This is a genomic window from Pseudomonas sp. LB3P93, from assembly GCF_054898025.1.
On record NZ_CM142713.1, the window covers coordinates 4,882,694 to 4,902,233 of the forward strand.

At 58.3% G+C, this 19,540-nt stretch carries 19 protein-coding genes, 1 tRNA gene and 1 pseudogene; 8 read left to right on the top strand and 13 right to left on the bottom strand.

The features are described from left to right. Positions 1–127: 127 nt before the first annotated feature. The 6 genes from flgE to ACYZT8_RS22190 all read right to left on the bottom strand — a co-directional run bounded on the left by flgE (position 128) and on the right by ACYZT8_RS22190 (position 5,243). Complete coding sequence (gene flgE / locus ACYZT8_RS22165) at positions 128–1,444, bottom strand: flagellar hook protein FlgE (protein WP_461975951.1); 1,317 nt, start codon at positions 1,442–1,444, stop codon at positions 128–130. A 31-nt stretch (positions 1,445–1,475) separates the two neighbouring features. After that, complete coding sequence (gene flgD, locus ACYZT8_RS22170) at positions 1,476–2,198, bottom strand: flagellar hook assembly protein FlgD (protein ID WP_461975953.1); 723 nt, start codon at positions 2,196–2,198, stop codon at positions 1,476–1,478. Between the two features lie 15 nt (positions 2,199–2,213). Beyond that, positions 2,214–2,657, bottom strand: a complete 444-nt coding sequence (flgC, locus tag ACYZT8_RS22175; RefSeq protein WP_010457154.1) for a flagellar basal body rod protein FlgC — start codon at positions 2,655–2,657, stop codon at positions 2,214–2,216. Between the two features lie 3 nt (positions 2,658–2,660). Continuing rightward, the gene (gene flgB / locus ACYZT8_RS22180) at positions 2,661–3,068 is read right to left on the bottom strand and encodes a flagellar basal body rod protein FlgB (RefSeq protein WP_461975955.1); all 408 of its coding nucleotides are present in this window, start codon (positions 3,066–3,068) and stop codon (positions 2,661–2,663) included. Between the two features lie 368 nt (positions 3,069–3,436). Beyond that, positions 3,437–4,264, bottom strand: coding sequence for a protein-glutamate O-methyltransferase CheR (gene cheR / locus ACYZT8_RS22185; protein ID WP_010457158.1), 828 nt, complete (start codon positions 4,262–4,264; stop codon positions 3,437–3,439). A 46-nt stretch (positions 4,265–4,310) separates the two neighbouring features. Next, positions 4,311–5,243 (bottom strand): chemotaxis protein CheV, encoded by a 933-nt coding sequence (locus ACYZT8_RS22190; protein ID WP_461975957.1) that lies wholly within the window; start codon positions 5,241–5,243, stop codon positions 4,311–4,313. Between the two features lie 82 nt (positions 5,244–5,325). Between ACYZT8_RS22190 and flgA the strand changes: the two genes are divergently transcribed. The 4 genes from flgA (at position 5,326) to ACYZT8_RS22210 (ending at position 7,934) form a co-directional block, all read left to right on the top strand. Then, positions 5,326–6,087, top strand: a complete 762-nt coding sequence (gene flgA / locus ACYZT8_RS22195; protein WP_461982584.1) for a flagellar basal body P-ring formation chaperone FlgA — start codon at positions 5,326–5,328, stop codon at positions 6,085–6,087. A gap of 165 nt (positions 6,088–6,252) precedes the next feature. Continuing rightward, complete coding sequence (gene flgM, locus ACYZT8_RS22200) at positions 6,253–6,579, top strand: flagellar biosynthesis anti-sigma factor FlgM (protein ID WP_461975959.1); 327 nt, start codon at positions 6,253–6,255, stop codon at positions 6,577–6,579. 48 nt (positions 6,580–6,627) lie between these two features. Then, positions 6,628–7,095 carry a flagella synthesis protein FlgN gene (locus tag ACYZT8_RS22205; protein WP_461975961.1) on the top strand — a complete coding sequence of 156 codons (468 nt, stop codon included), beginning with the start codon at positions 6,628–6,630 and terminating at the stop codon, positions 7,093–7,095. A gap of 92 nt (positions 7,096–7,187) precedes the next feature. Continuing rightward, a complete protein-coding gene (locus ACYZT8_RS22210) occupies positions 7,188–7,934 on the top strand; it encodes a flagellar brake protein (RefSeq protein WP_461975963.1) in 747 nt (248 codons plus the stop codon). A gap of 64 nt (positions 7,935–7,998) precedes the next feature. Here ACYZT8_RS22210 and ACYZT8_RS22215 read toward each other — a convergent pair whose 3' ends face one another. The 4 genes from ACYZT8_RS22215 to ACYZT8_RS22230 all read right to left on the bottom strand — a co-directional run bounded on the left by ACYZT8_RS22215 (position 7,999) and on the right by ACYZT8_RS22230 (position 13,175). Then, a complete protein-coding gene (locus ACYZT8_RS22215) occupies positions 7,999–9,369 on the bottom strand; it encodes an MFS transporter (RefSeq protein WP_461975965.1) in 1,371 nt (456 codons plus the stop codon). 70 nt (positions 9,370–9,439) lie between these two features. Next, complete coding sequence (locus ACYZT8_RS22220; protein ID WP_461982586.1) at positions 9,440–10,681, bottom strand: glutamine synthetase family protein; 1,242 nt, start codon at positions 10,679–10,681, stop codon at positions 9,440–9,442. A 200-nt stretch (positions 10,682–10,881) separates the two neighbouring features. Next, the gene (locus ACYZT8_RS22225; RefSeq protein WP_461975967.1) at positions 10,882–11,574 is read right to left on the bottom strand and encodes a sensor histidine kinase; all 693 of its coding nucleotides are present in this window, start codon (positions 11,572–11,574) and stop codon (positions 10,882–10,884) included. After that, a complete protein-coding gene (locus tag ACYZT8_RS22230; RefSeq protein WP_461975969.1) occupies positions 11,571–13,175 on the bottom strand; it encodes a response regulator in 1,605 nt (534 codons plus the stop codon). Before ACYZT8_RS22230 ends, ACYZT8_RS22225 begins: the two co-directional genes overlap by 4 nt. A 203-nt stretch (positions 13,176–13,378) precedes the next feature. On the opposite strand from ACYZT8_RS22230, the pseudogene ACYZT8_RS22235 reads away from it, so the two are divergent. Then, positions 13,379–16,689, top strand: a pseudogene (locus ACYZT8_RS22235) (CheR family methyltransferase); the annotation flags it as partial. Between the two features lie 58 nt (positions 16,690–16,747). Here the strand turns inward: ACYZT8_RS22235 and ACYZT8_RS22240 are convergent. Both ACYZT8_RS22240 and ACYZT8_RS22245 read right to left on the bottom strand, forming a co-directional pair. Next, positions 16,748–17,287, bottom strand: coding sequence for a hypothetical protein (locus tag ACYZT8_RS22240; RefSeq protein ID WP_461975971.1), 540 nt, complete (start codon positions 17,285–17,287; stop codon positions 16,748–16,750). A 147-nt stretch (positions 17,288–17,434) separates the two neighbouring features. Next, a tRNA-Arg gene (locus tag ACYZT8_RS22245) sits at positions 17,435–17,511 on the bottom strand. A 290-nt stretch (positions 17,512–17,801) separates the two neighbouring features. On the opposite strand from ACYZT8_RS22245, the gene ACYZT8_RS22250 reads away from it, so the two are divergent. Next, a complete protein-coding gene (locus tag ACYZT8_RS22250; protein ID WP_461975973.1) occupies positions 17,802–18,035 on the top strand; it encodes a hypothetical protein in 234 nt (77 codons plus the stop codon). A 22-nt stretch (positions 18,036–18,057) separates the two neighbouring features. After that, complete coding sequence (locus ACYZT8_RS22255; protein WP_461975975.1) at positions 18,058–18,237, top strand: PA3371 family protein; 180 nt, start codon at positions 18,058–18,060, stop codon at positions 18,235–18,237. On the opposite strand, the gene phnN is transcribed toward ACYZT8_RS22255, so the two are convergent. Beyond that, positions 18,212–18,784, bottom strand: coding sequence for a phosphonate metabolism protein/1,5-bisphosphokinase (PRPP-forming) PhnN (phnN, locus tag ACYZT8_RS22260; protein ID WP_461975977.1), 573 nt, complete (start codon positions 18,782–18,784; stop codon positions 18,212–18,214). The two genes, ACYZT8_RS22255 and phnN, sit on opposite strands and share 26 nt — an antisense overlap. Before the next feature lie 385 nt (positions 18,785–19,169). On the opposite strand from phnN, the gene ACYZT8_RS22265 reads away from it, so the two are divergent. Beyond that, positions 19,170–19,496 (top strand): Arc family DNA-binding protein, encoded by a 327-nt coding sequence (locus tag ACYZT8_RS22265; RefSeq protein WP_003178899.1) that lies wholly within the window; start codon positions 19,170–19,172, stop codon positions 19,494–19,496. Positions 19,497–19,540: the final 44 nt, after the last annotated feature.

The following is a 19,540-nucleotide window of genomic DNA, read 5'->3' on the forward strand; positions in this document are numbered from 1 at the left end:
GACGAGAGTGCAAATTGCGCACCAACCCGCCCGACGAACGGTATTCATTGGTACGAAAGCTTTTTCACGGGCATAAAAAAACCGGCGCCGTGTGGCGCCGGTTTTTCAGTAGAGCCCGCGAATCACATCAGGTCATCTGAATGATGGTCTGCATGATGGTGCTCTGGGTGGAGATGGTCTTGGCGTTTGCCTGGTAGTTGCTCTGCGCCTTGATCAACTCAACCAGTTCGTTGGTCAGGTTGACGTTGGACTCTTCCAGGGAGTTGGACACCACCGAACCCAGCGTACCGGTTTTCGGTGCATCGACACCAGCCACGCCGGAGGCGAAGGTTTCTTTCCAGCGGGTACCACCGATTGGCTGCAGACCTTGCTCGTTGGCGAAGCTGGCGACCGCAACCTGGCCGATGGCCTTGGTTTGCTGGTTGCTGAAGTTGGCGGTCATCACACCAGTTTCGTCGATGGTCAGGCTGGAGATCTGGCCAGTGGCGTAGCCGTCCTGGTACTGCGCAGTCCGCGCGGTAGGCGAAGCGTACGAGGTGGTTTTGGTCATGTCGAACGCAATACCGCCCGCGGCTGCGTCCGAGCCGTTCAGGGCCCAGGTTGGCGGGTTGGCGTTAGCGTTGACCAGCACGCCCGGCTTCCAGCCTGCCATGGTCAAGGTAGTGCCGTTTACCGTCCAGCCTGCACCTGCCGTCAGCGTCTTGATGCTGCCATCAGGGTTGAAGGTGATGTCGGCAGTGAGGGCGGTCGGAGGATTCGCGGTAGGATCCGATGGACTACGGCCATCCATGTAGGTGTAAACAGTCCAGGAGTTGGACGCCACATTTTTCACGTAGTACTGATCCATCCTGTGCTCGTTACCTTGGGTGTCGTACACAGGGGTGGAAATGGTTTTGTTGTAGCTATTGAGGTCTTTGACGTTGAACGGAGTGACTGTTGGCAGTGGGTCCGACGAGTTCAGGTTCATCGTCTGATCGATACGGGTCGTGGCATGTGGCGCCAGGCTCGAGGTGTCGATTTTCAGGTCAGTCAGCACACCGTTGATGATCTTGCCGTTGGCATCAACGCCATAACCCTGCAAGCGGTTGCCGTTGTTGTCGACGACGTAGTTTTCAGCGTCAGTCTTGAACGCACCGGCACGGGTGTAGCTCAGGGAACCGTTGTCGCTGAGGATGAAGAAACCGTTGCCCTGGATACCCATGTCCAGCACGTTGCCGGTGTTGTTCACGTCGCCCTGGCCGAACTGCTGGGAAACGTTGGCCAGGCGCACGCCGTTGCCGATGGTCTTGCTGCCGGTACCCAGGCGAGTGGCCGAGTACACGTCTTCGAATTCTGCACGGGACGATTTGAAACCGGTGGTCGCGACGTTGGCGATGTTGTTGCCGGTCACGTCCAGTTGTTTGTTGGCTGCATAGAGACCGCTAAGGCCGATATTGAAAGACATATTCCACTCCTTTGTGCCGTGTTAGTCGGCTCTATATACCAATGGTTTGTACTTTGGACAGGGCAACGCTGCCCAGGCCTGCCAGGTTCAGCATCAACTCACCGCCGGTCTGGCTGATGGTCACGCTGTTGACGGTGGCCGGCAGGTAAGTAACCAGCGAGGTCGCCTTGCTGTCGTAAGTCGCGGTGGCGGCGAATTTGTACGTGCCTGCCTTGGCCACTTCGCCCGCATCGTTCTTGCCGTCCCAGATGAAACTGGCGCTGCCGGCTTTCTGGCTGCCCAGATTGAGGGTGCGCACAACTTTGCCATCGGCGTCGGTGATCTTGACCATGACCGGATCCACCGATGCCGGTACCACGGCCGTGCCGTTGAAACTCTTGGAGGTATCAACGACCGCCGTGTCGGTCTGCGCGACCACCGAGCGGCCCACCAGCGAAGACGCTTGTAGCGCTTGCGAGGAGTTGTAGTTGCCGGCAATGCCGCTGACCGTCGTGTTCAGCGTGGTGATGCCTTCCAGGCTACTGAACTGTGCCAGTTGAGCCACGAATTCACCGTTGTCCTGCGGCTCAAGCGGGTTCTGGTTCTTCAGCTGGGTGACCAGCAATTGCAGGAACGCATCCTTGCCCAACGCCTTCTTGCCAGTGGCGCTGTTAGTCGCTGCCGTCAGGCCGTCAGCGCTGGTGTTTTTTTTGACCGAAGAATTGGCCAAGACGTCCTTGATGCTCACGCCGCTGGTGGTATCGGTAACACTCATCTGAGTCGCCCCTTATCACTGACCGAGGGTCAGGACCTTCTGCATCATGGTTTTGGCGGTGTTCATCATTTCGGCGTTGGTCTGGAATGAACGACTGGCGGAAATCATGTCGGCCATTTCTTCGACGACGTTGACGTTCGGGTAGTAGACGTAGCCCTTGGCATCGGCGGCCGGATGGTTCGGCTCGTAACGCGCGTCAAGGTTGCTCTGGTCTTCGACCACGCCCAGCACTTGCACGCCTTGACCGGCGGCGTCCTGGTTCTGGAACAGCGAATCGCTGCCGCCGCTCTGACCGCCCTGGAACATGGTGGCGAACACCGGGTGACGGGCGCGATAGGTCTGGTCGATGCTCGAGGAGACGGTTTCGGCGTTGGCGATGTTCGAGGCCACGGTGTTCAAGCGAGTGGTCTGGGCACTCATGCCGCTACCGGCAATGTTGAAAACACTGGATAGAGACATGAATTACTCTCCGCGCAGGGCTGATACCAGCCCTTTGAATTTGCTGTTGAGCAGGGTGAAGCTGGCCTGGAAGCCGACGGCGTTTTCCGCGTAGTTCGACTGTTCCAGTTGGGCGTCCACGGTGTTCTGGTCGATCGACGGCTGCATCGGCGTGCGATACATCAGCGACTCGTCGCCATTGCCCAGGCCTTCGGCTTCGATATGACGGTTGTTGGTCATGTTCAAGGCAAAAGTGCCGCCCTTGGTTTTCTCGTTCTGTGCGGCAAGCACTTTGGAGAATTCCAGGTCCCGAGCCTTGTAGTTCGGGGTGTCGGCGTTGGCGATGTTGTTGGCCAGGACTTCGGCACGCTGAGCGCGGAAACCCAGGGCTTGTTCGTGAATACCGAGCGCTTTATCGAAGCTGATGCTCATGTCGGGAAACCTTCGGGTGACCTGATTTTTCGTAACAGAGACATAGCAAGCGGCGTGCCAATTCAAAAAAGCCCGGAAACCGGGGCTTTGCCGGCAGTGGCAAGGCGGCAATGCCAGAAAAGCGGCAACCGATTACCGCCGCCTGCCGCTTTTCTGCCGCTTATCACCAATCGTCAGAACAACAACTGCCCCTGTGGGAGCGGGCTTGCCCGCGATGGCGGTGTCACAGGTTGCGTTGATGTCGACTGATACGACGCTATCGCGGGCAAGCCCGCTCCCACAGGGGTGTGGTGATTTTTAGAGATAATTACAGGCACAAAAAAAACGGGAGCCTCTGAGGGCTCCCGTTTTTTGATGACGCCAACCAATCACTTCGCCTGGTAAATGATCCCCGGGCTGCACTGGACCATCTGGTAATGATCCGGCAAACCGTTCAGCGCTTCGGAGGCGCCGAGGAACAGATAACCGCCCGGCTTGAGCGTGCTGTGAATGCGCAACAGGATGTCTTTCTTCACCTCGGCGGAGAAGTAGATCAGCACGTTGCGGCAGAACACGATGTCGAACTTGCCCAGGGCCGCATAGCTGTCCAGCAGATTGAACGAGCGAAACTCCACGCGGCTCTTGATCGGCGCCTTGATGGCCCAGCGTCCCGGCCCCTTCGGGTCGAAGTAACGCTGAAGGCGCTCGGGCGACAGACCACGGCCGATGGCCAGGCTGTCGTACTCGCCGGTCTTGCAGTTGGTCAGCATGGTGCCGGACAAGTCGGTGGCCACAATCTGCGCCCCCATCTTCAGCTGGCCCATGTTGACGCGCTCGAACTCATCGATGGACATCGACAGCGAATACGGTTCCTGACCCGACGAACACGCCGCCGACCAGATCCGCAGACGCTGGCCGGGGGCTGCCTTGATCGCTTCGGGCAGCACCTTGTTCTTCAACACTTCAAACGGATAGGTGTCACGAAACCACAGGGTTTCGTTGGTGGTCATGGCATCCACCACCATCTCGCGCAAACCGCTGCGCGGCTGGGTCTGGATGCGCTGAACCAGCTCACCCAGGGACTTGATGCCTTGCTGCTCCATCAGTTTGTTGAGACGGCTCGAGACCAGGTACTGCTTGTTTTCACCGAGCAAAATGCCACAGGCTTTTTCCAGGAATACCCGGAACTGTTCGAAATCCAAATTACCCGTAGACAAAGATGCCGCCTCTTAAATCGTGTTAACCACCAGGGGCAAAAGGCCCCTAGCTGATATCTGCTGCTTTGATCCGGTCGACTACCCGGGATGCCAGGTCATCAGGACGGAATTTGGCAAGGAAGTCATCCGCACCGACCTTCTTGACCATTGCCTGATTGAATACACCCGACAACGAAGTATGCAGGATGATATGAAGCTTTTGCATGCGCGGGTCGTTGCGGATCTCGGCCGTCAGGGTGTACCCGTCCATTTCCGGCATCTCGATGTCGGAAATCATCATCAGGAACTCTTCTTCCGGCTTCTTGCCCTCATCGACCAGCTTGCGCAAGTAATCCAGCGCTTGCCTGCCGTCGTTCAACGCCACCACTTCGACGCCGACCGTCTGCAGGCAACGGCTCACCTGCTTGCGCGCCACCGACGAGTCATCGACCGTCAATACCCGCAACGACAACGCCTTGTGCTGGGTTTCGACATCCACCACGCCGACCGAAATCGCTTCCGGTGTCGGCGCCACTTCCGCCAGCACTTTTTCGACGTCGATGATTTCGACTAACTGATTGTCGACCCGAGTCACAGCCGTCAGGTAATGATCGCGTCCCGTGCCCTTGGGTGGCGGATGAATCTCCTCCCAATTCATGTTGACGATGCGCTCCACCGATCGCACCAGGAAACCCTGGGTCTTGGTGTTGTACTCCGTGATGATTACGAAGGGATTGCTCTGATCTTTAAGTGCGCCGGAGCCGGTCGCCATTGCCAGATCAAGAATCGGAATGGTCGCCCCCCGGATATTTGCCACACCGCACACGACAGGACTGGACTTGGGCATCAGGGTCAGTTTGGGGCATTGCAGCACTTCCCGAACCTTGAACACGTTGATCCCATACAGCTGCTGGCCGTCGAGACGGAACAACAACAGCTCAAGGCGATTCTGCCCAACCAGTTGCGTGCGCTGGTTTACCGCATCCATTACACCAGCCATGCACAGACTCCTACACCAACGCTTAAGTGTGTTGCGACGCACATTCATTGCTAAACGGCACGGCGCTTGCTTTTTAACTCTTATGAACACAGAACCGACATTTTTCCGACGCCTGACATCAACTTCCCGCAAATTGCTTTGCGCGATGTCGGCCGTTTGCCTGTTCAACGCTGGCAGCCCTGCCTTTGCTGACGCGGTTACCTTGCCTGACATGCTTATCGGCGTCACTCAGGGCTTTCTTGAATTCACCGTAGAGGACTATTTGGCGACCAGTCAAACGGAAGGCCGCTATGAAATCGAGGTCAACCAGCTCGATCCGCGACTGCGCATGCCCATGTGCGACAAGGAATTGACAGCCACCCTGGAGAGCCCGGCGACCCCGATCGGGCGGGTGACGGTCAAGGTTCGTTGCGACAGTACGGCCCCCTGGACAGTCTTCGTGCCCGCTCAAGTCCGCCTGTTTCGAGACGTTGTCACGACCACGCGCCCGCTTAAACGCGCAGGGGTCATCGAGCCCGGCGACGTCATGTTGCGCGAGCGGGATATCAGCCTGATCAACCAGGGTTATTTCACCTCCATGGATCAGGCCGTCGGGCAGAAACTTACCCGACCAACGGTCGCCAATCAGGTGCTGACGCTGGTTCATCTCGAACAGGCGGAAGTCATCAGCAAGGGCGATCAGGTGGTGATTACCGCCCGCAGTGGTACGCTCAGTGTGCGTATGCCGGGCGAAGCCCTGTCCAACGGCGGCCTGCGTGAACAGATTCGTGTGAAAAACCTCAACTCCCAGCGGGTCATCAAGGCGCAAGTCACAGCGCCCGGCCAGGTGGAAGTGGCCATGTAGAGCGATCTGTTGGTGAAGAGATGGCGCGCCGCCCGGCTGTTCCCTAAACTGTGCCGCAGGCAGGACTAGCGCTGGCGCATGCAAGCTCATTGATAAATGGGCCTAAAGTTTTCGCAGGGAGAGCCGAAAACATGGCAAGCGTCCAAATACCCAGAGGTTTTTATCATGGTCATCGATTTCAGCCGTTTGAACAGCTCCTCGTCACTTACCGGTAGTACGCGTACCAGCACCGCGAAGGAAACTGCCGAAACCGGCAAATCCGCGACGCTGAATACCCCGGCCGAACAGGCCAGTACCGCTAAAAGCGGGGAATCGGTACACCTCAGCAATGAGGCTCAACAGTTGCAGAAGGTCACTGACAAGCTGCGCGATCAGCCTGCCGTCGACAACGCCCGTGTGGCCGAGTTGAAAGCAGCGATTGCCGATGGCAGCTATAAAGTCGACAGCAACCGTGTAGCCAGCAAACTGCTCAACTTCGAAGCCCAGCGCTAGGCCACGGCCTGCGCCAGGCTTTTGGACGCTTAAACCCCAAGGCCAGCCATGCACGACACTAATTTACTGCAACTGATCACCGACGACTTTGCTCCAGCACAATACTTGCTGGAGTTACTGCAAACCGAATCCATCGCTTTGCACGGTCGCGACATGCCGCTGCTCGAGGATATCCTGGCGCAGAAACAGGCAATGATCATTCTGCTGGAACAGCATGGCCGCAAGCGCAGTGAAATCCTCGCCAGCCTGAATCTGCCGACCAATCGCAACGGCCTGGAGCAACTTGCCAGCCAGTCGAGCATCGGCGATCAATTGCTGGAACAGAGCGACAAACTGACCGATCTGCTGGCTCAATGCCAGGCGGCCAACGTCAACAATGGCCAGTCGATCCTGGTCCAGCAGGCCGCCACGGCCAATCAGCTGAAAATCCTCACCGGCGGCGAACCGCCAGCGCTTTACGATGCACGCGGATCAACCTCCATGCTAGCGAAGCCGCGCCCGCTTAGTCAGGCTTGAGCCTGTTAATGAGCACGCTCTATCAAGACGCCTCACATGCTGGCAGTATGCTGGCAAGTCGCAGTCATATTTTGTCTGGAGAATGATGAACCGTGTTCAATGCCTTAAACGCGGAAGATGCTCCGCAGCCACCCAAGGTGCTATCCACGCCGATGGAGATCGCCGGTAACCTGCGGCAGCTGCAAGAGAGCCATGACCCGCTGATCATCACGTTCCACGAACGCAACCAGCGCTTCCAGAGCTATCTGGTGGACGTCGACCGTGACGGCAACATGATTGCCCTGGACGAGATGGTGCCTCGTGATGGCGAGCGTTATCTGCTGGCCGGCGAATCGTTTCGGGTTGAAGGCTTCCACGACGGCGTGCGCATTGCGTGGGAAAGCAACGGCCCGCTGACCATCGACGAGTCCGGCGGCGGTCGCTGCTACCGTGGCACCCTCCCCGATGAAGTGGTCTACCACCAGCGCCGCAATGCCTTCCGGGCTGCGTTGAAGCTGGCGCAACTGGTCGATGTCGAACTGGGCGGTGAAAAGCTCAAGTTCCCGATCAGCGGCAAGCTGCTCGACATTTCCGCCACCGGCTGCAAGCTGCGCTTTGAAGGTGACATCACCCCTAGGCTGCAACTGGGTCAGGTCTACGACCGCTTTATCGCCGATCTGCCGTTCGGCAGCATGACCGCGCCGGTGGAGTTGCGTTACCTGCACTTTGAAGAAAGAATCTCCACCACCTTCGCCGGCATCCGCTTCCACAACATGAGCGGACTGGTGCAGCGCCAGGTCGAACGGTTCGTCTATCAGCTTCAGCGTGAAGCGCGCCGCTTCGACAAAGACGACATCTGATACAACGCTTCAACAAAAAACGGGCAGTCCCTTGCGGTGACTGCCCGTTTTTTTATGCGCCGGCTTAAGGCCTGGCTTCGGTAAAGCTTTGCTCGCGACCCGCATTCGGGTCTTCGGGTGGTGGATCGGTGTCGGGTTCTGGTTCTGGTTCTGGTTCAGGTTCTGGGTTGATCGGGTTTTGCATCTGATCCTGCACCACCTGCTCATCGACCCTCGGGTCAAGGCACGCCACCAGTGGCGAACTCGACATGCTGTCCGGCATGGCCACGTGATGCAGCGGTGCATCGTCGACCTGATGCAGGTTGGTGACCGCTTTCGGGCGGATCCGCCACACCAGCACCAACGCGAAGAAACTGAAGAAGGCATACAGCATGTGGCTGCCAAACAGTTTCATCAGGACACCGGCCACCAACGGCCCGATACTGGCGCCAACGCCGTAGGTCACCAGCAACATCGCGGTCAGGGACACGCGACGATCACCTTCGACGTGGTCATTGGAGAACGCCACCGCCAGCGGATACAGGCAGAACATCACCAGCGAACAAAAGAACCCGGCGACAAACAGAACCTCCAGCGGTACCTGTTGCATGATTGCCAGCGGCAACGCGGTCAAGGCCAGGACCACCGCAAAGCAACGTATCAACAACGCCCGGTCATAACGGTCGGACAGCCAGCCCAGCGGCCACTGCACCAGCAGCCCGGCAAAAATACAGCTACCCATGAACAGACCGACCTGCTCGGTGGACAACCCTTGCTGCGAGGCATACAGCGGCGCCAGACCGTAGAAGGAGCCAATAATCAGCCCCGCTCCCAGCACCGTACTCAACGACTGCGGCACCCGTTTGATGAAGAAGCGCGGCTCCATCGGCGCGGGATGCAGCGGTGCCGGGTGAATGCGACGTGTGAGGGCCACCGGCACCAGGCACAGCGCAAAGCACAGGGCGACCAGCATCAGCAGTTCCAGGCCCAGGGCGGGGTGCATGACCAGAATCAGCTGACCCAGCACCAGCCCCAGATAGGAAGCGATCATGTAACCGCTGAACACCGTGCCGCGCTGCGACGCTTCGGCCTGCTCATTGAGCCAGCTCTCGATGACCATGTACTGGCACATCATGCCGAGGCCGACGATCACCCGCAGGAATATCCAGGCCGGCAGCCAGTCGACCAGGCCATGGCCCAGCACTGCCGCGCCGACAATCCCGGCGCAGGCCGAATAGGCGCGAATATGCCCGACCCGGGCGATCAGTCGGTGACCGATCTTGCCGCCCAGTACCAGGCCAAAATAGTTGGCCGCCATCAACGCACCGACCCACAAGCTGTCGACGTTATCCGCCGCCAGGCGCAAGCCCAGGTACGTACTCAGCAAGCCTGAGCCGATCAACATCATCAGCGAGGCAAAATAAAGCGCTCGAAAAGGTTTCCAGATTTGGCGCATCGGCGTTCCGAGCGGCTCCTTGCGGTGAGAAACGGGCTATCCGAAAAGATAGCCCGAAGACGACAGGTCGTCAGGCCTGGGCCGCCAGCACACGGCGCTCCCAGGGAGTAATTTCATCAAAGAAGCTGGTCAACTCCATGGTCTTCGAAGCGACGTAGCCTTCGATGAACTCCTTGCCAAACAGTTCCTTCGCCAATTGGCTACGTTTCAGACGTTCAAGAGCGGCATGCAAGGTACACGGCAACGAAAGATTATCCGGGACTTCGAACTCACCCTGGATCGCCTCGCTCGGCTCCAGTTCGTTTTCGATGCCATACAAACCGGCGGCAAGGCTGGCGGCGATCGCCAGATACGGATTTGCATCGGCCCCCGGCAAGCGGTTCTCGACCCGACGAGCGGCCGGCGAACTGGCCGGAATGCGCAATCCGGCGGCCCGATTGTCGTGGGACCAGCAGGCATTATTCGGCGAGGCAAACGGATGGCACAAGCGCTGATAGGAATTCACGTTCGGCGCAAACAGCGCGGTGAGATCCGCCATGCCGGCCTGCTGGCCCCCAATGAAATGGCGGAAGATCGCGGTCGGCTGACCGGCCTCGTCGCTGAACACGTTCCGCCCGCTGGCGATCTCGACGATGCTCTGGTGAATGTGCATCGAACTGCCCGGCGTGTGCGCCAGCGGCTTGGCCATGCAGACCACGGTCAGGCCGTGCTTGAGCGCGACTTCTTTAAGCAGGTGTTTGAACAGGAATGTCTGGTCGGCCAACAGCAACGGATCGCCGTGCAGCAAGTTGATCTCGAACTGGCTGACGCCCATTTCGTGCATGAAGGTGTCACGGGGCAAACCCAGGGCCGCCATGCAGGCATAGACATCACTGAAGAACGGCCGCAAGCCATTATTGGAACTGACACTGAACGCCGAATGCCCTTCTTCGCGCCGACCGTCCAGGCCCAGTGGCGGCTGGAACGGCTGCGTTGGATCGGGATTGGGCGCGAACACGAAGAATTCCAGCTCGGTCGCCACCACTGGCGCCAGGCCCAAGGCCGCGTAACGCGCGATGACAGCCTTGAGTTGACCACGGGTCGACAGCTTAGAGCTCTCACCGGTCAGTTCATCGGCGTCGCAAATGGCCAATGCCCGCGGTTGATCGCTCCAGGGCAAGCGGTGGATGTGCGCAGGGTCAGGCACCAGCGCCAGGTCGCCATCATCGCTGCCGTAAAAACGTGCTGGCGGATATCCGCCCATGATGCATTGCAGCAGCACACCCCGCGCCATCTGCAAACGCCGTCCTTCGAGAAACCCCTCGGCGGTCATTACTTTGCCGCGAGGCACGCCATTTAAATCCGGCGTGACACATTCAATCTCATCAATGCCCGTCAATCGCTGTGCGAGTGAGCGATGGCCATCGGTTGTCATGACGCAATCCTTTGTAATTGTGCGAGCCGCGAACGGCGACCCGTACAAAATAGGCTCCGCCTGTTCGGAATATCAAGCAACGCCACACAAAAAGAACGTCAGGGCAGATAAAGGCTGAACAGACCGCCGCCCAACGGGCCGCCGTTGCTGATTTTGGTGCGCCCGCCCACGCCATCGCGCTGGTGCAGCGCGGCGATCCGTCCGGCGAAGTACAGGCCCAGACCGGTGCTGCTACTGCTGTAGTTAATGCCCTGCACGTAGTCCGCCTGAAGCTCGATCATCTGGGCTGGATAGCCGTCGCCATCGTCGTTGATGGTCAGCACCAGTTGGCCGTCCTCATCGCTGACGCTGATCAACAGCGACTGGCGGGCGTAACGAATGGCGTTGGTGATGGTGTTGGCCAGCACCGAGGCCACCAGCTCGCGGTCGAAGAAACCCAGGGGGCTCAACGGGTCGACTTCATAAGTCGCGACAATCCCACGACTGGCGAATACCTCTTGATGACAAGCCAACTGCGCTTCGAGGAAGTCATCCAGATCATGGTAGGCCGGCTGCAACGGCATCTGATTGACGCCCAATTTGTACAGCCCCAGCAACTGCACCAGCATGCCGTTGAGGTGAGCGAACTCGTACTCGATGACGCCCTGCTCCGGGCTGTGCCGTTCGGGATCAGGCAAGCGCGCCAGCCAATGGCTGTGGGCCTGCATCAGCATGGCCAAGGAGTTCTTCATGTCGTGCACGGTAGAGGCAATCACCGTGGAAAAATCCAGTGCAGAGTTGTCTTGGCTCATCCGCTGAACGCCTTGATTTTCAGTTTCTGGTAGCGCGGATAACGCGCGTCGGTGTCGGGCATCATGCCGACCAGTTTCAGGCAGGCTCGGCATTCATCCAGTTCGGCCGAAGGTACGCTGGTGTCCGCGCCGTGCAGCAGCGACTGCGCCATGTTCAGCGCGATACTGATGTTCTTCGGTTGCATGTGCAGGGCCTTGCGAAACACCGCCCGGGCTTCCGCCAGGTTGCCGGTCTTGTACACCTGCACACCTTGACGGTTGAGTTCGGAGGCCGCGTTGCTCTGGCTGAGAATCGTCGGGTCATCGGTCAGTTTGGCGATGCCTTGCATCACCGCCGGATCGTCACCGTAGATTTCCGCGCAGTTTTTCAACATCGACGCGCCGGCGCTCGCCTGCCCGAGCATTTGCAGCTGCTTGGCCACTAGCAGCGCCGCTTCGGCGCTCATGAACTGCTCCATGCCATCAAGGCGCATCATCGCCTGCTCGGTGAGCTTCTCGGCGGTTTCTGCGTCGTTGAGCAGCAGGCTGGTGGCTTTCATCAGTCGCGCACGAATCTGCAGGCCGGGATCGCTGGGGTTTTCCTTGGCCACCAGACTGAGGGTCGTGTTGATCTCCAGTCGGGTGCGGGTATCCAGACCTTTTTCGCTGCCTTTGCTTATCAACGCGTGGGCCAGGCCCAGGTTGCTTTCGGCATCCTTGAAGCGCGATTGAGCGCCTTGGGAAACGGCTTGGCGATAGGCCTTGGAGGCCGTGTCGAAATCTTCGTTGGCCATCGCCAGTTTGCCCAGCAACGCTTGGCGGCGCACGGCTAATGGCGACAGGCGAATGGCCTCTTCCAATACTTTCTGCGCGCCTTTGGTGTCCCCTTCGACCACCAGCACGTCGGCCATGCCGTCATACAGCGCCGGCATCATCGGAAACACTTTCAGGGCTTTTTCGTAAATGCCTTTGGCCTGGCTGACTTGGCCGCGCTTGAACAGCAATTTGCCCAGCCCGGCAAACGCCCACGGCAAGGGACGATCGGCAATGATGCTGTCGTAGAGGCGTTCCAGCGCTTCGTTCTGATTCAGGTCGCGCAAGGCGTCCGCGCGATAACGCAGGCACAGCGGCGAATAACGGATGTCCTTCTTGCACAGCTCGATGCAGGCATTGAGCACTTCGAGCGGTTTGCCACGATCAAGCGCTTGCAGGATCGGCTTGAGCAGGTTCTTGCGTTGCTCCAGACGCTCCAGGCGCTGGGCCAGGCCGGATCGGTTGAACGGCTTGGTCAGGTAAGCGTCGGGCTCGTGTTCCAGCGCGCTGAGCACCATGGCCTGACTCGTTTCGGCGGTGACCATGACGAACACACTTTCATGGCTGATCAGCTTCTCGATCATCAAGTCTTCGAGGACTTGCTGACCGTTTTTCTTGCCGTCGCCGAGGTGAAAATCCTGCAGGATGAAATCGTAGGCCTTCTGCGAACACATGCGCAGCGCCTGCTCACCGGTATCCGCGGTGTCGACGTCCTTGACCCCCAGTTCACGCAGCATGGACCTGACGGAACTGCGGAAATCCGAGAAATCATCGACGATCAGAAAACTCTTTTGGTGATACGACAGCATCGAAGATTTCCAGGCAATTTGAGAAGAAGACCATGACCGTTCGGGTTATCGGCCAGTAGTGCCGTTCCCTTGAGAATCCCGCCTCACAAGTGCCTCTAAATATTTGAAGGCGTTATTGAAAAACGGGATTATCCTGCTTCATTGGAGTGCGTTTACCTCCTCTTGAACTCAACTCCGCCCCGTCGCCGATAAAGGCTGAAGTCATGACCACCACTTCCCCACCGTCGGCCATGGATCCTGAGCGAAAGGCCCTGAGCCCCAGCACCCTGGACTTCCCGGTGGTCGGCATTGGCGCGTCGGCGGGTGGGCTGCAAGCCATCAAATTGCTTTTCGAAAACATGCCGCACGACAACGGCATGGCCTTCGTGATCATTCTTCATCTGTCGCCCGATCACCAGAGCATCGCTGACAAAATCATCCAGGAATCGACCGCGATGCCGGTCCTGCAGGTCACCGAGACTGTGGCCATCGAGAAAAACCACGTCTACGTCATCTCACCGGCCCAGCGACTGAAGATGAATGACGGTGTGCTTGAGGTCAGCAACAACGACCCGCGCGAGGGGCGGCACGCCTCGATCGATCTGTTCTTTCGCGACCTGGCCGAAGTCCATCGCGAGCGCGCCTTCTGCCTGGTGCTGTCGGGCAGCGGCTCCGATGGCGCGGTAGGCTTGTCGCGCATCAAGGAACACGGTGGCATCACCATGGCCCAGGCGCCGGAAGATGCCGAGTTCGACGGCATGCCCCGCGCTGCCATCGAGACCGGCAATGTCGATCTGGTGTTGCCGGTGGTGGAGATGCCGCAAAAGCTGCTGGAACTGTGGCAAAACTCGCAGGAAATCAGCCTGCCCACTGCCAACGACCCGGAACTGCGAACCTTCGCTTCCGTGTCCGAGCGTGACGCGGCGCTCGCCGAACAAATGCTCCACGACATCCTGATTCAGTTGCGCGCCGGCACCGGGCATGACTTCAAGCACTACAAACGCGCGACCGTGTTGCGGCGGATCGAGCGCCGGATGCTGGTTACGGCCCAACCCGACCTGGGGGCCTATTTCCGCTACCTGCAAAACAATCCCGAAGAAACCAAAGCCCTGCTGGGCGACATGCTGATTGGCGTGACCAACTTCTTCCGCGATCGCGAGGCGTTCGAAGCCCTGGAACGGGACGTGCTGCCACAGCTGGTGAGTGCCGCCGTGTCAGCGCAGCCCGAGAAAGAAGAAATCCGCGTCTGGTCGGCCGGCTGCTCCACGGGCGAAGAAGCCTACAGCCTGGCGATGTTGCTCAACGATCAACTGCAACTGCAACTGGACGCCAGTAAAGCCTCGTTGCAATTGTTCGCCACCGACATCGACGAACGCGCCATCAGCATCGGGCGAGCCGGTCTGTACCCGCAAGCAATCGTGACCGATGTGCCGCCGACGCGCCTGCGTCATTACTTCGCCAAGGAAGACGATCACTACCGGATTCGCAAGGAGATCCGCGAAAAGGTCCTGTTTGCCAAACACAGTCTGTTATCCGACCCGCCCTTCTCGCAGATTGATCTGATCGTTTGCCGCAACCTGCTGATCTATCTGGATCGCGAAGTGCAACGTGAAATCCTGCAGATGTTCCACTTTGCGCTGCGCCCGGGTGGCTTCCTGTTCCTGGGGTCGTCCGAGAGCGCGGACGCTTGCCACGAGCTGTTCGCCCCGGTAGATAAACGCAACCGGATCTTCCGCGCCAAGACCGGTACAGCCAACAGCCGACGCACCCCGACCATGCCGCGGGGTGGTTACGTACGCACCAATATCTCCCGCAAGGCACCGCAAAACGCGGTACAGCGCAAGTTGTCCTTCGCCGACATCCATCAGCGCGCCCTCGAACGCGCCGCACCACCGAGCATGATTGTCGATGCCAACGCCGACATCCTGCACATGAGCGAAAGCGCCGGGCGTTTCCTGCGCCATGTGGGCGGGGAGTTGTCGTGCAACCTGCTGACGCTGATCCTTCCGGAATTGCGCCTGGAAATCCGCACCACGCTGTTTCAGGTCCAGCAGAGCGGTTTGATTGTGAAATCCCGCGCAGTGCCGATCAGCCGTGACAATCGGCGTTACAAGGTCGACCTGATCGCGCAGCCTTATAAGGACGATGAGTCGGACGGCGAGTTCGTCCTGGTGATTTTCGAAGAGGCCGAAGTCGATCCTTCCGAACTGGCCGCCACCACCCTGCTGCAAACCGAAAGCCAGGTGCTGTCCAACCTTGAGCGCGAACTGCAACGCACCAAGTTGCACTTGCAGGACACCCTCGAACAATCGGAAGTCTCCAGCGAAGAACTCAAGGCTTCCAACGAAGAAATGCAGGCGATCAACGAAGAGCTGCGCTCGGCCACCGAAGAGCTGGAAACCAGCAAGGAAGAACTGCAGTCGATCAACGAAGAGTTGCTGACGGTCAACTACGAGCTGAAAACCAACGTTGAAGAAACCGACAAGATCAACGACTACCTGACCAACCTGATCGCCTCGACCGACATTGCCACGGTATTCGTTGACCGCAGCATGCGGATCAAATGGTTCACGCCGCGTGCCACTGACATCTTCAGCATGTTGCCGGTGGATACCGGCCGCTCGTTGCTCGACATCACCCATCGCTTGCACTACGAAGACCTGGCAGGTGACGCGACATTGGTGTTCGAGTCATTGAACATGATCGAGCGTGAGGTCAGCAGCACCGACAACCGCTGGTACATCGCCCGCCTGCTGCCCTACCGTTCCAGCGAAGATCATATCGACGGCACGGTGCTGACTTTCATCGACATCACCAAACGCCGGGCGGCCGAAGAAGAACTGCGCCTGGGCGAAGAACGCATGCGTCTGGTGGCCGAAAGCACCCGCGATTACGCAATCATCACCCTCGACGAACAAGGGCTGATCACCAGTTGGAACAAAGGCGCCGAGCTGATTTTCGGCTACAGCAAGGCCGAGGCCGAAGGCGCTTATTACGACTTCATCTTCTCTGCCGAAGATCGCGCCTCCGGTCTGCCTGAAAACGAATTGCTGGCCGTCCGCACCCATGGCCGCAGCGAAGACGAACGCTGGCACCTGCGCAAGGATGGCAGCCGCTGCTATTGCAGCGGCGAGGTGACCCTGCTCAGCGGCGACAACCGGCACGGCTACATGAAAATCGCCCGGGACCTGACCGGGACCTGACCGGGCACAAACCTCAGCATGAAGAGCAGAGCCAGGAGCTGGCCGAGACCCGCTAACTCAAGGATGAGTTCTTTGCGGCCATGTTCCACGAGCTCAAGCATCCGCTGAACCTTCAGCTCAACGCAGAACTGCTGCGGCGCCTGCCGGTGACCAAGTCGCTGGCGCCCGCTACTAAGGCCGTCAACACGATCTGCGATGCCGTCAACAGCCAGGCCCGGATCATCGATGATCTGCGGGATGTCGCGCGGGTCCGTACTGGCAAGCTCAGGCTGCAACCGGTGGCCGTGGACCTGGTCAGCGTGCTGCGGGACATCAACACCGTCGTCATCAACCTGATCGAAACCATCGAGGCATTGCGGCGTTCTTCGAGTTTACCGATCGGTAAATGAGTCAGCGCAAATAGGCGCGTTGCACACAGACGCGCCGATCAATCGCCTGCCGCAGTCGCTCCTTGTGGTCCGCCCAGACCGCGGGATCGACTTTGGTGGCGCGCATCAACTCAAGCATCGCCGACTTGGCAGCAAGGTATTCCGACCAGGCGTCTTCAGAGCGGATCTTCAAACGCTCCCGATCCGTCATTTCCATCCGCCGCAGCGCCAGCGTCGGTTCATCGGTGATCACCGTCGCCAACGTCAACTGTACCCGATGCGGTGCGACAAACGCCTGAGTGTCCGCCACCAGTTCTCTCGCCCGCTGAGCGCCCCACTTCAACGCCAAGCAGTAATATTCACCCACCGTCCTGTCGTGAAATTCCTCGCAAATTGCCCAGCCACTGTCCGCGTAAATACCAATGAACACCTGGGTGATGCCCTCATGGCTGACCCGCGCCTGCACTTCGACCTGCACACCGTCGCTGAGCACTTCTTCATGAATGTGGAGAGGTAGCCGGGTGTTGGTCCATAACCAGAAATGTGCACCTCTGCGTCGCATCGCTTCGCTCCCTGAGTGGTACGAGGAGTAAGGCACAGCAATGACGGACTTGCCATGTAGGTCGTCGGGGGATCGGGCACAAAAAAGCCCCGCTGGAGGGTTTCTCCGGCGAGGCTTTTTTCTACAGCGCGATGCTGAAAAATCAGATGGTGTCCCAGGGCAGGTTCGAACTGCCAACCTTCCCCTTAGGAGGGGGATGCTCTATCCAATTGAGCTACTGAGACACAAGTCGCCCGCAAGCAATGCGGTGCAATGGACGGCGTGCATGTTAACGGGCAGGCCTGCTTTTGTCATGTCGTCCGTAGGGCTTTTTAAGTGTAGGCAGACGCCCTTGGCCCCCGTGGCTTAATTTACCGTGCAAATTGCATCCTCGCAAAATGCCATCATTGCAATTTGCAATGACAGCCTCTTTGAACAATAAGTTAATTCTTTGTTTTTAAAGGATTTAATAGCCGTTAGACTCTTGGCACGCGGGCTGCTTTAGCTGTTCTCACGAACAACCGAGGTCAGCCTCATGAACAGCGTTCTTTTACTCTCGAATGCGATCGCCCTCACCGTTCTGCTCGGTTCACATTTTGCCCCCGAGAATGACGCTGTGCAGGTGGCGCAACGGATGCCCCATTACCTGCAGCTGCAAAAAGCCCCCCAACTGGCCGTCATGAACGATCAGCGCAGCTTTGTTGGGCAGGATGCAAGTCAGCACAATTACCCGCTGGTGTCGCAGTCTTCGGAACGCTTGGTATTTTGAATCACCCTATCAGGAGCACAGCATGTCCAAATCAGCCGCAGGATTATTGATCCTTGCCTTACTGAGCGGCATTGTTCATTTGTCATTGGTTCCGGATGCGGTCGCCACCCTGCCCCTGATTGCTTGCGGCGTTTTCGGCGCGCTGTTCCTGCTGGCGCTGATCGTCGGGCGCAAAATCAAGTTCGATCCGGTTTTACGCTGAGCTTCAGCAAATTCAGAAGATTTTCAACGGTGACGGCAAGCTCGCCAGAGTTGTCGAGTTGATGGATTTGTGTGTCGCCGAGTGAATCGTCAGCCGTAAATAGCCCGTTACGGCGCAATCTCGCTTCAATTTCCTCTACGCTCTCACGACCACGTCGCAGCAGGCGCTCGCGCAACACTTCGTCCTTGACCGTCAACAGCACCGGCAGCAGCGCGGGATAACGCTGTAGCGCCTGCGCAAGGTGGCCACGAGAGCCGTTGACCAATACATGACGGCCGTCCTTCAGCCAGTCGTCGATCTGGACTGGAATGCCGTAATCCAGGCCATTGGCGTGCCACGACAGCGCGAAGTCACCCTTGTCTCGGCGTTGCGCAAACTCCTCGCGGGAGACTCCGATGGCGTCTTCGCCCACGGATTCGGCAGAGCGTGTAATGACACGTCGCACCACTTCGCCACCCATTGAGCGTAAGGGTTGTCGAGCCGCTTCGATGAGGCTGTCCTTGCCGGATCCGGAAGGCCCCATCAAGTAAATCAACCTGCCATCCATCCTGAATCGTCCCCCATTGCGGGTCTACCCCTAGTAAATCGGCCATTTGCCACTATCCTGTATAAGGTAAGGACCAAGGATCGAATCCACATAGCATGCACCTTCAGGCGTCTACGGGCATCACCTGACGGACAGAGAACACAGTCAGCAATACGGGCGTGGGGCAAAGTTTTCAAACCAGTCCGCATTTCTGATAATGGTGCTGGCATAAAGCCTTTACCCGGCTCAATATTTGTCACAGAATTGACGCCAATGATCTGGCTGCTTTGAGGCATGATGCGAGCCTCTATCAATTCAGGTTGAACATTTGGTCAGAGAGCTTGTCCTATCAGACATCCTGCGGCCAATCCCGAGAACCGCTCCCCTGAACTAACCGGTTAAATATATGCGCCCATTGAAACAGGCAATTTATTCCAGCCGTACGGCTGACAAGTTCGTCGTACGTCTGCCAGACGGAATGCGTGAACGCATTGCCGAGGTGGCTCGCAATCATCATCGCAGCATGAACTCCGAAATCATTGCGCGCCTTGAGCAGAGTCTTATTCAGGAAGGTGCACTGGGCGAAGAATTGAGCATGCGCCTGGACAGCCCGGAGCTGTCATTGCACGAACGTGAACTGCTGCAACGCTTCCGCCAACTCTCCCACCGTCAGCAAAATGCACTTGTTTCGCTGATTGCCCATGATGCCGAAATGGCCGCAGACGCTTCCTGATTCAACCCGAAAGCTCAAGCCAGCATAATCGCTGGCTTTTTTTT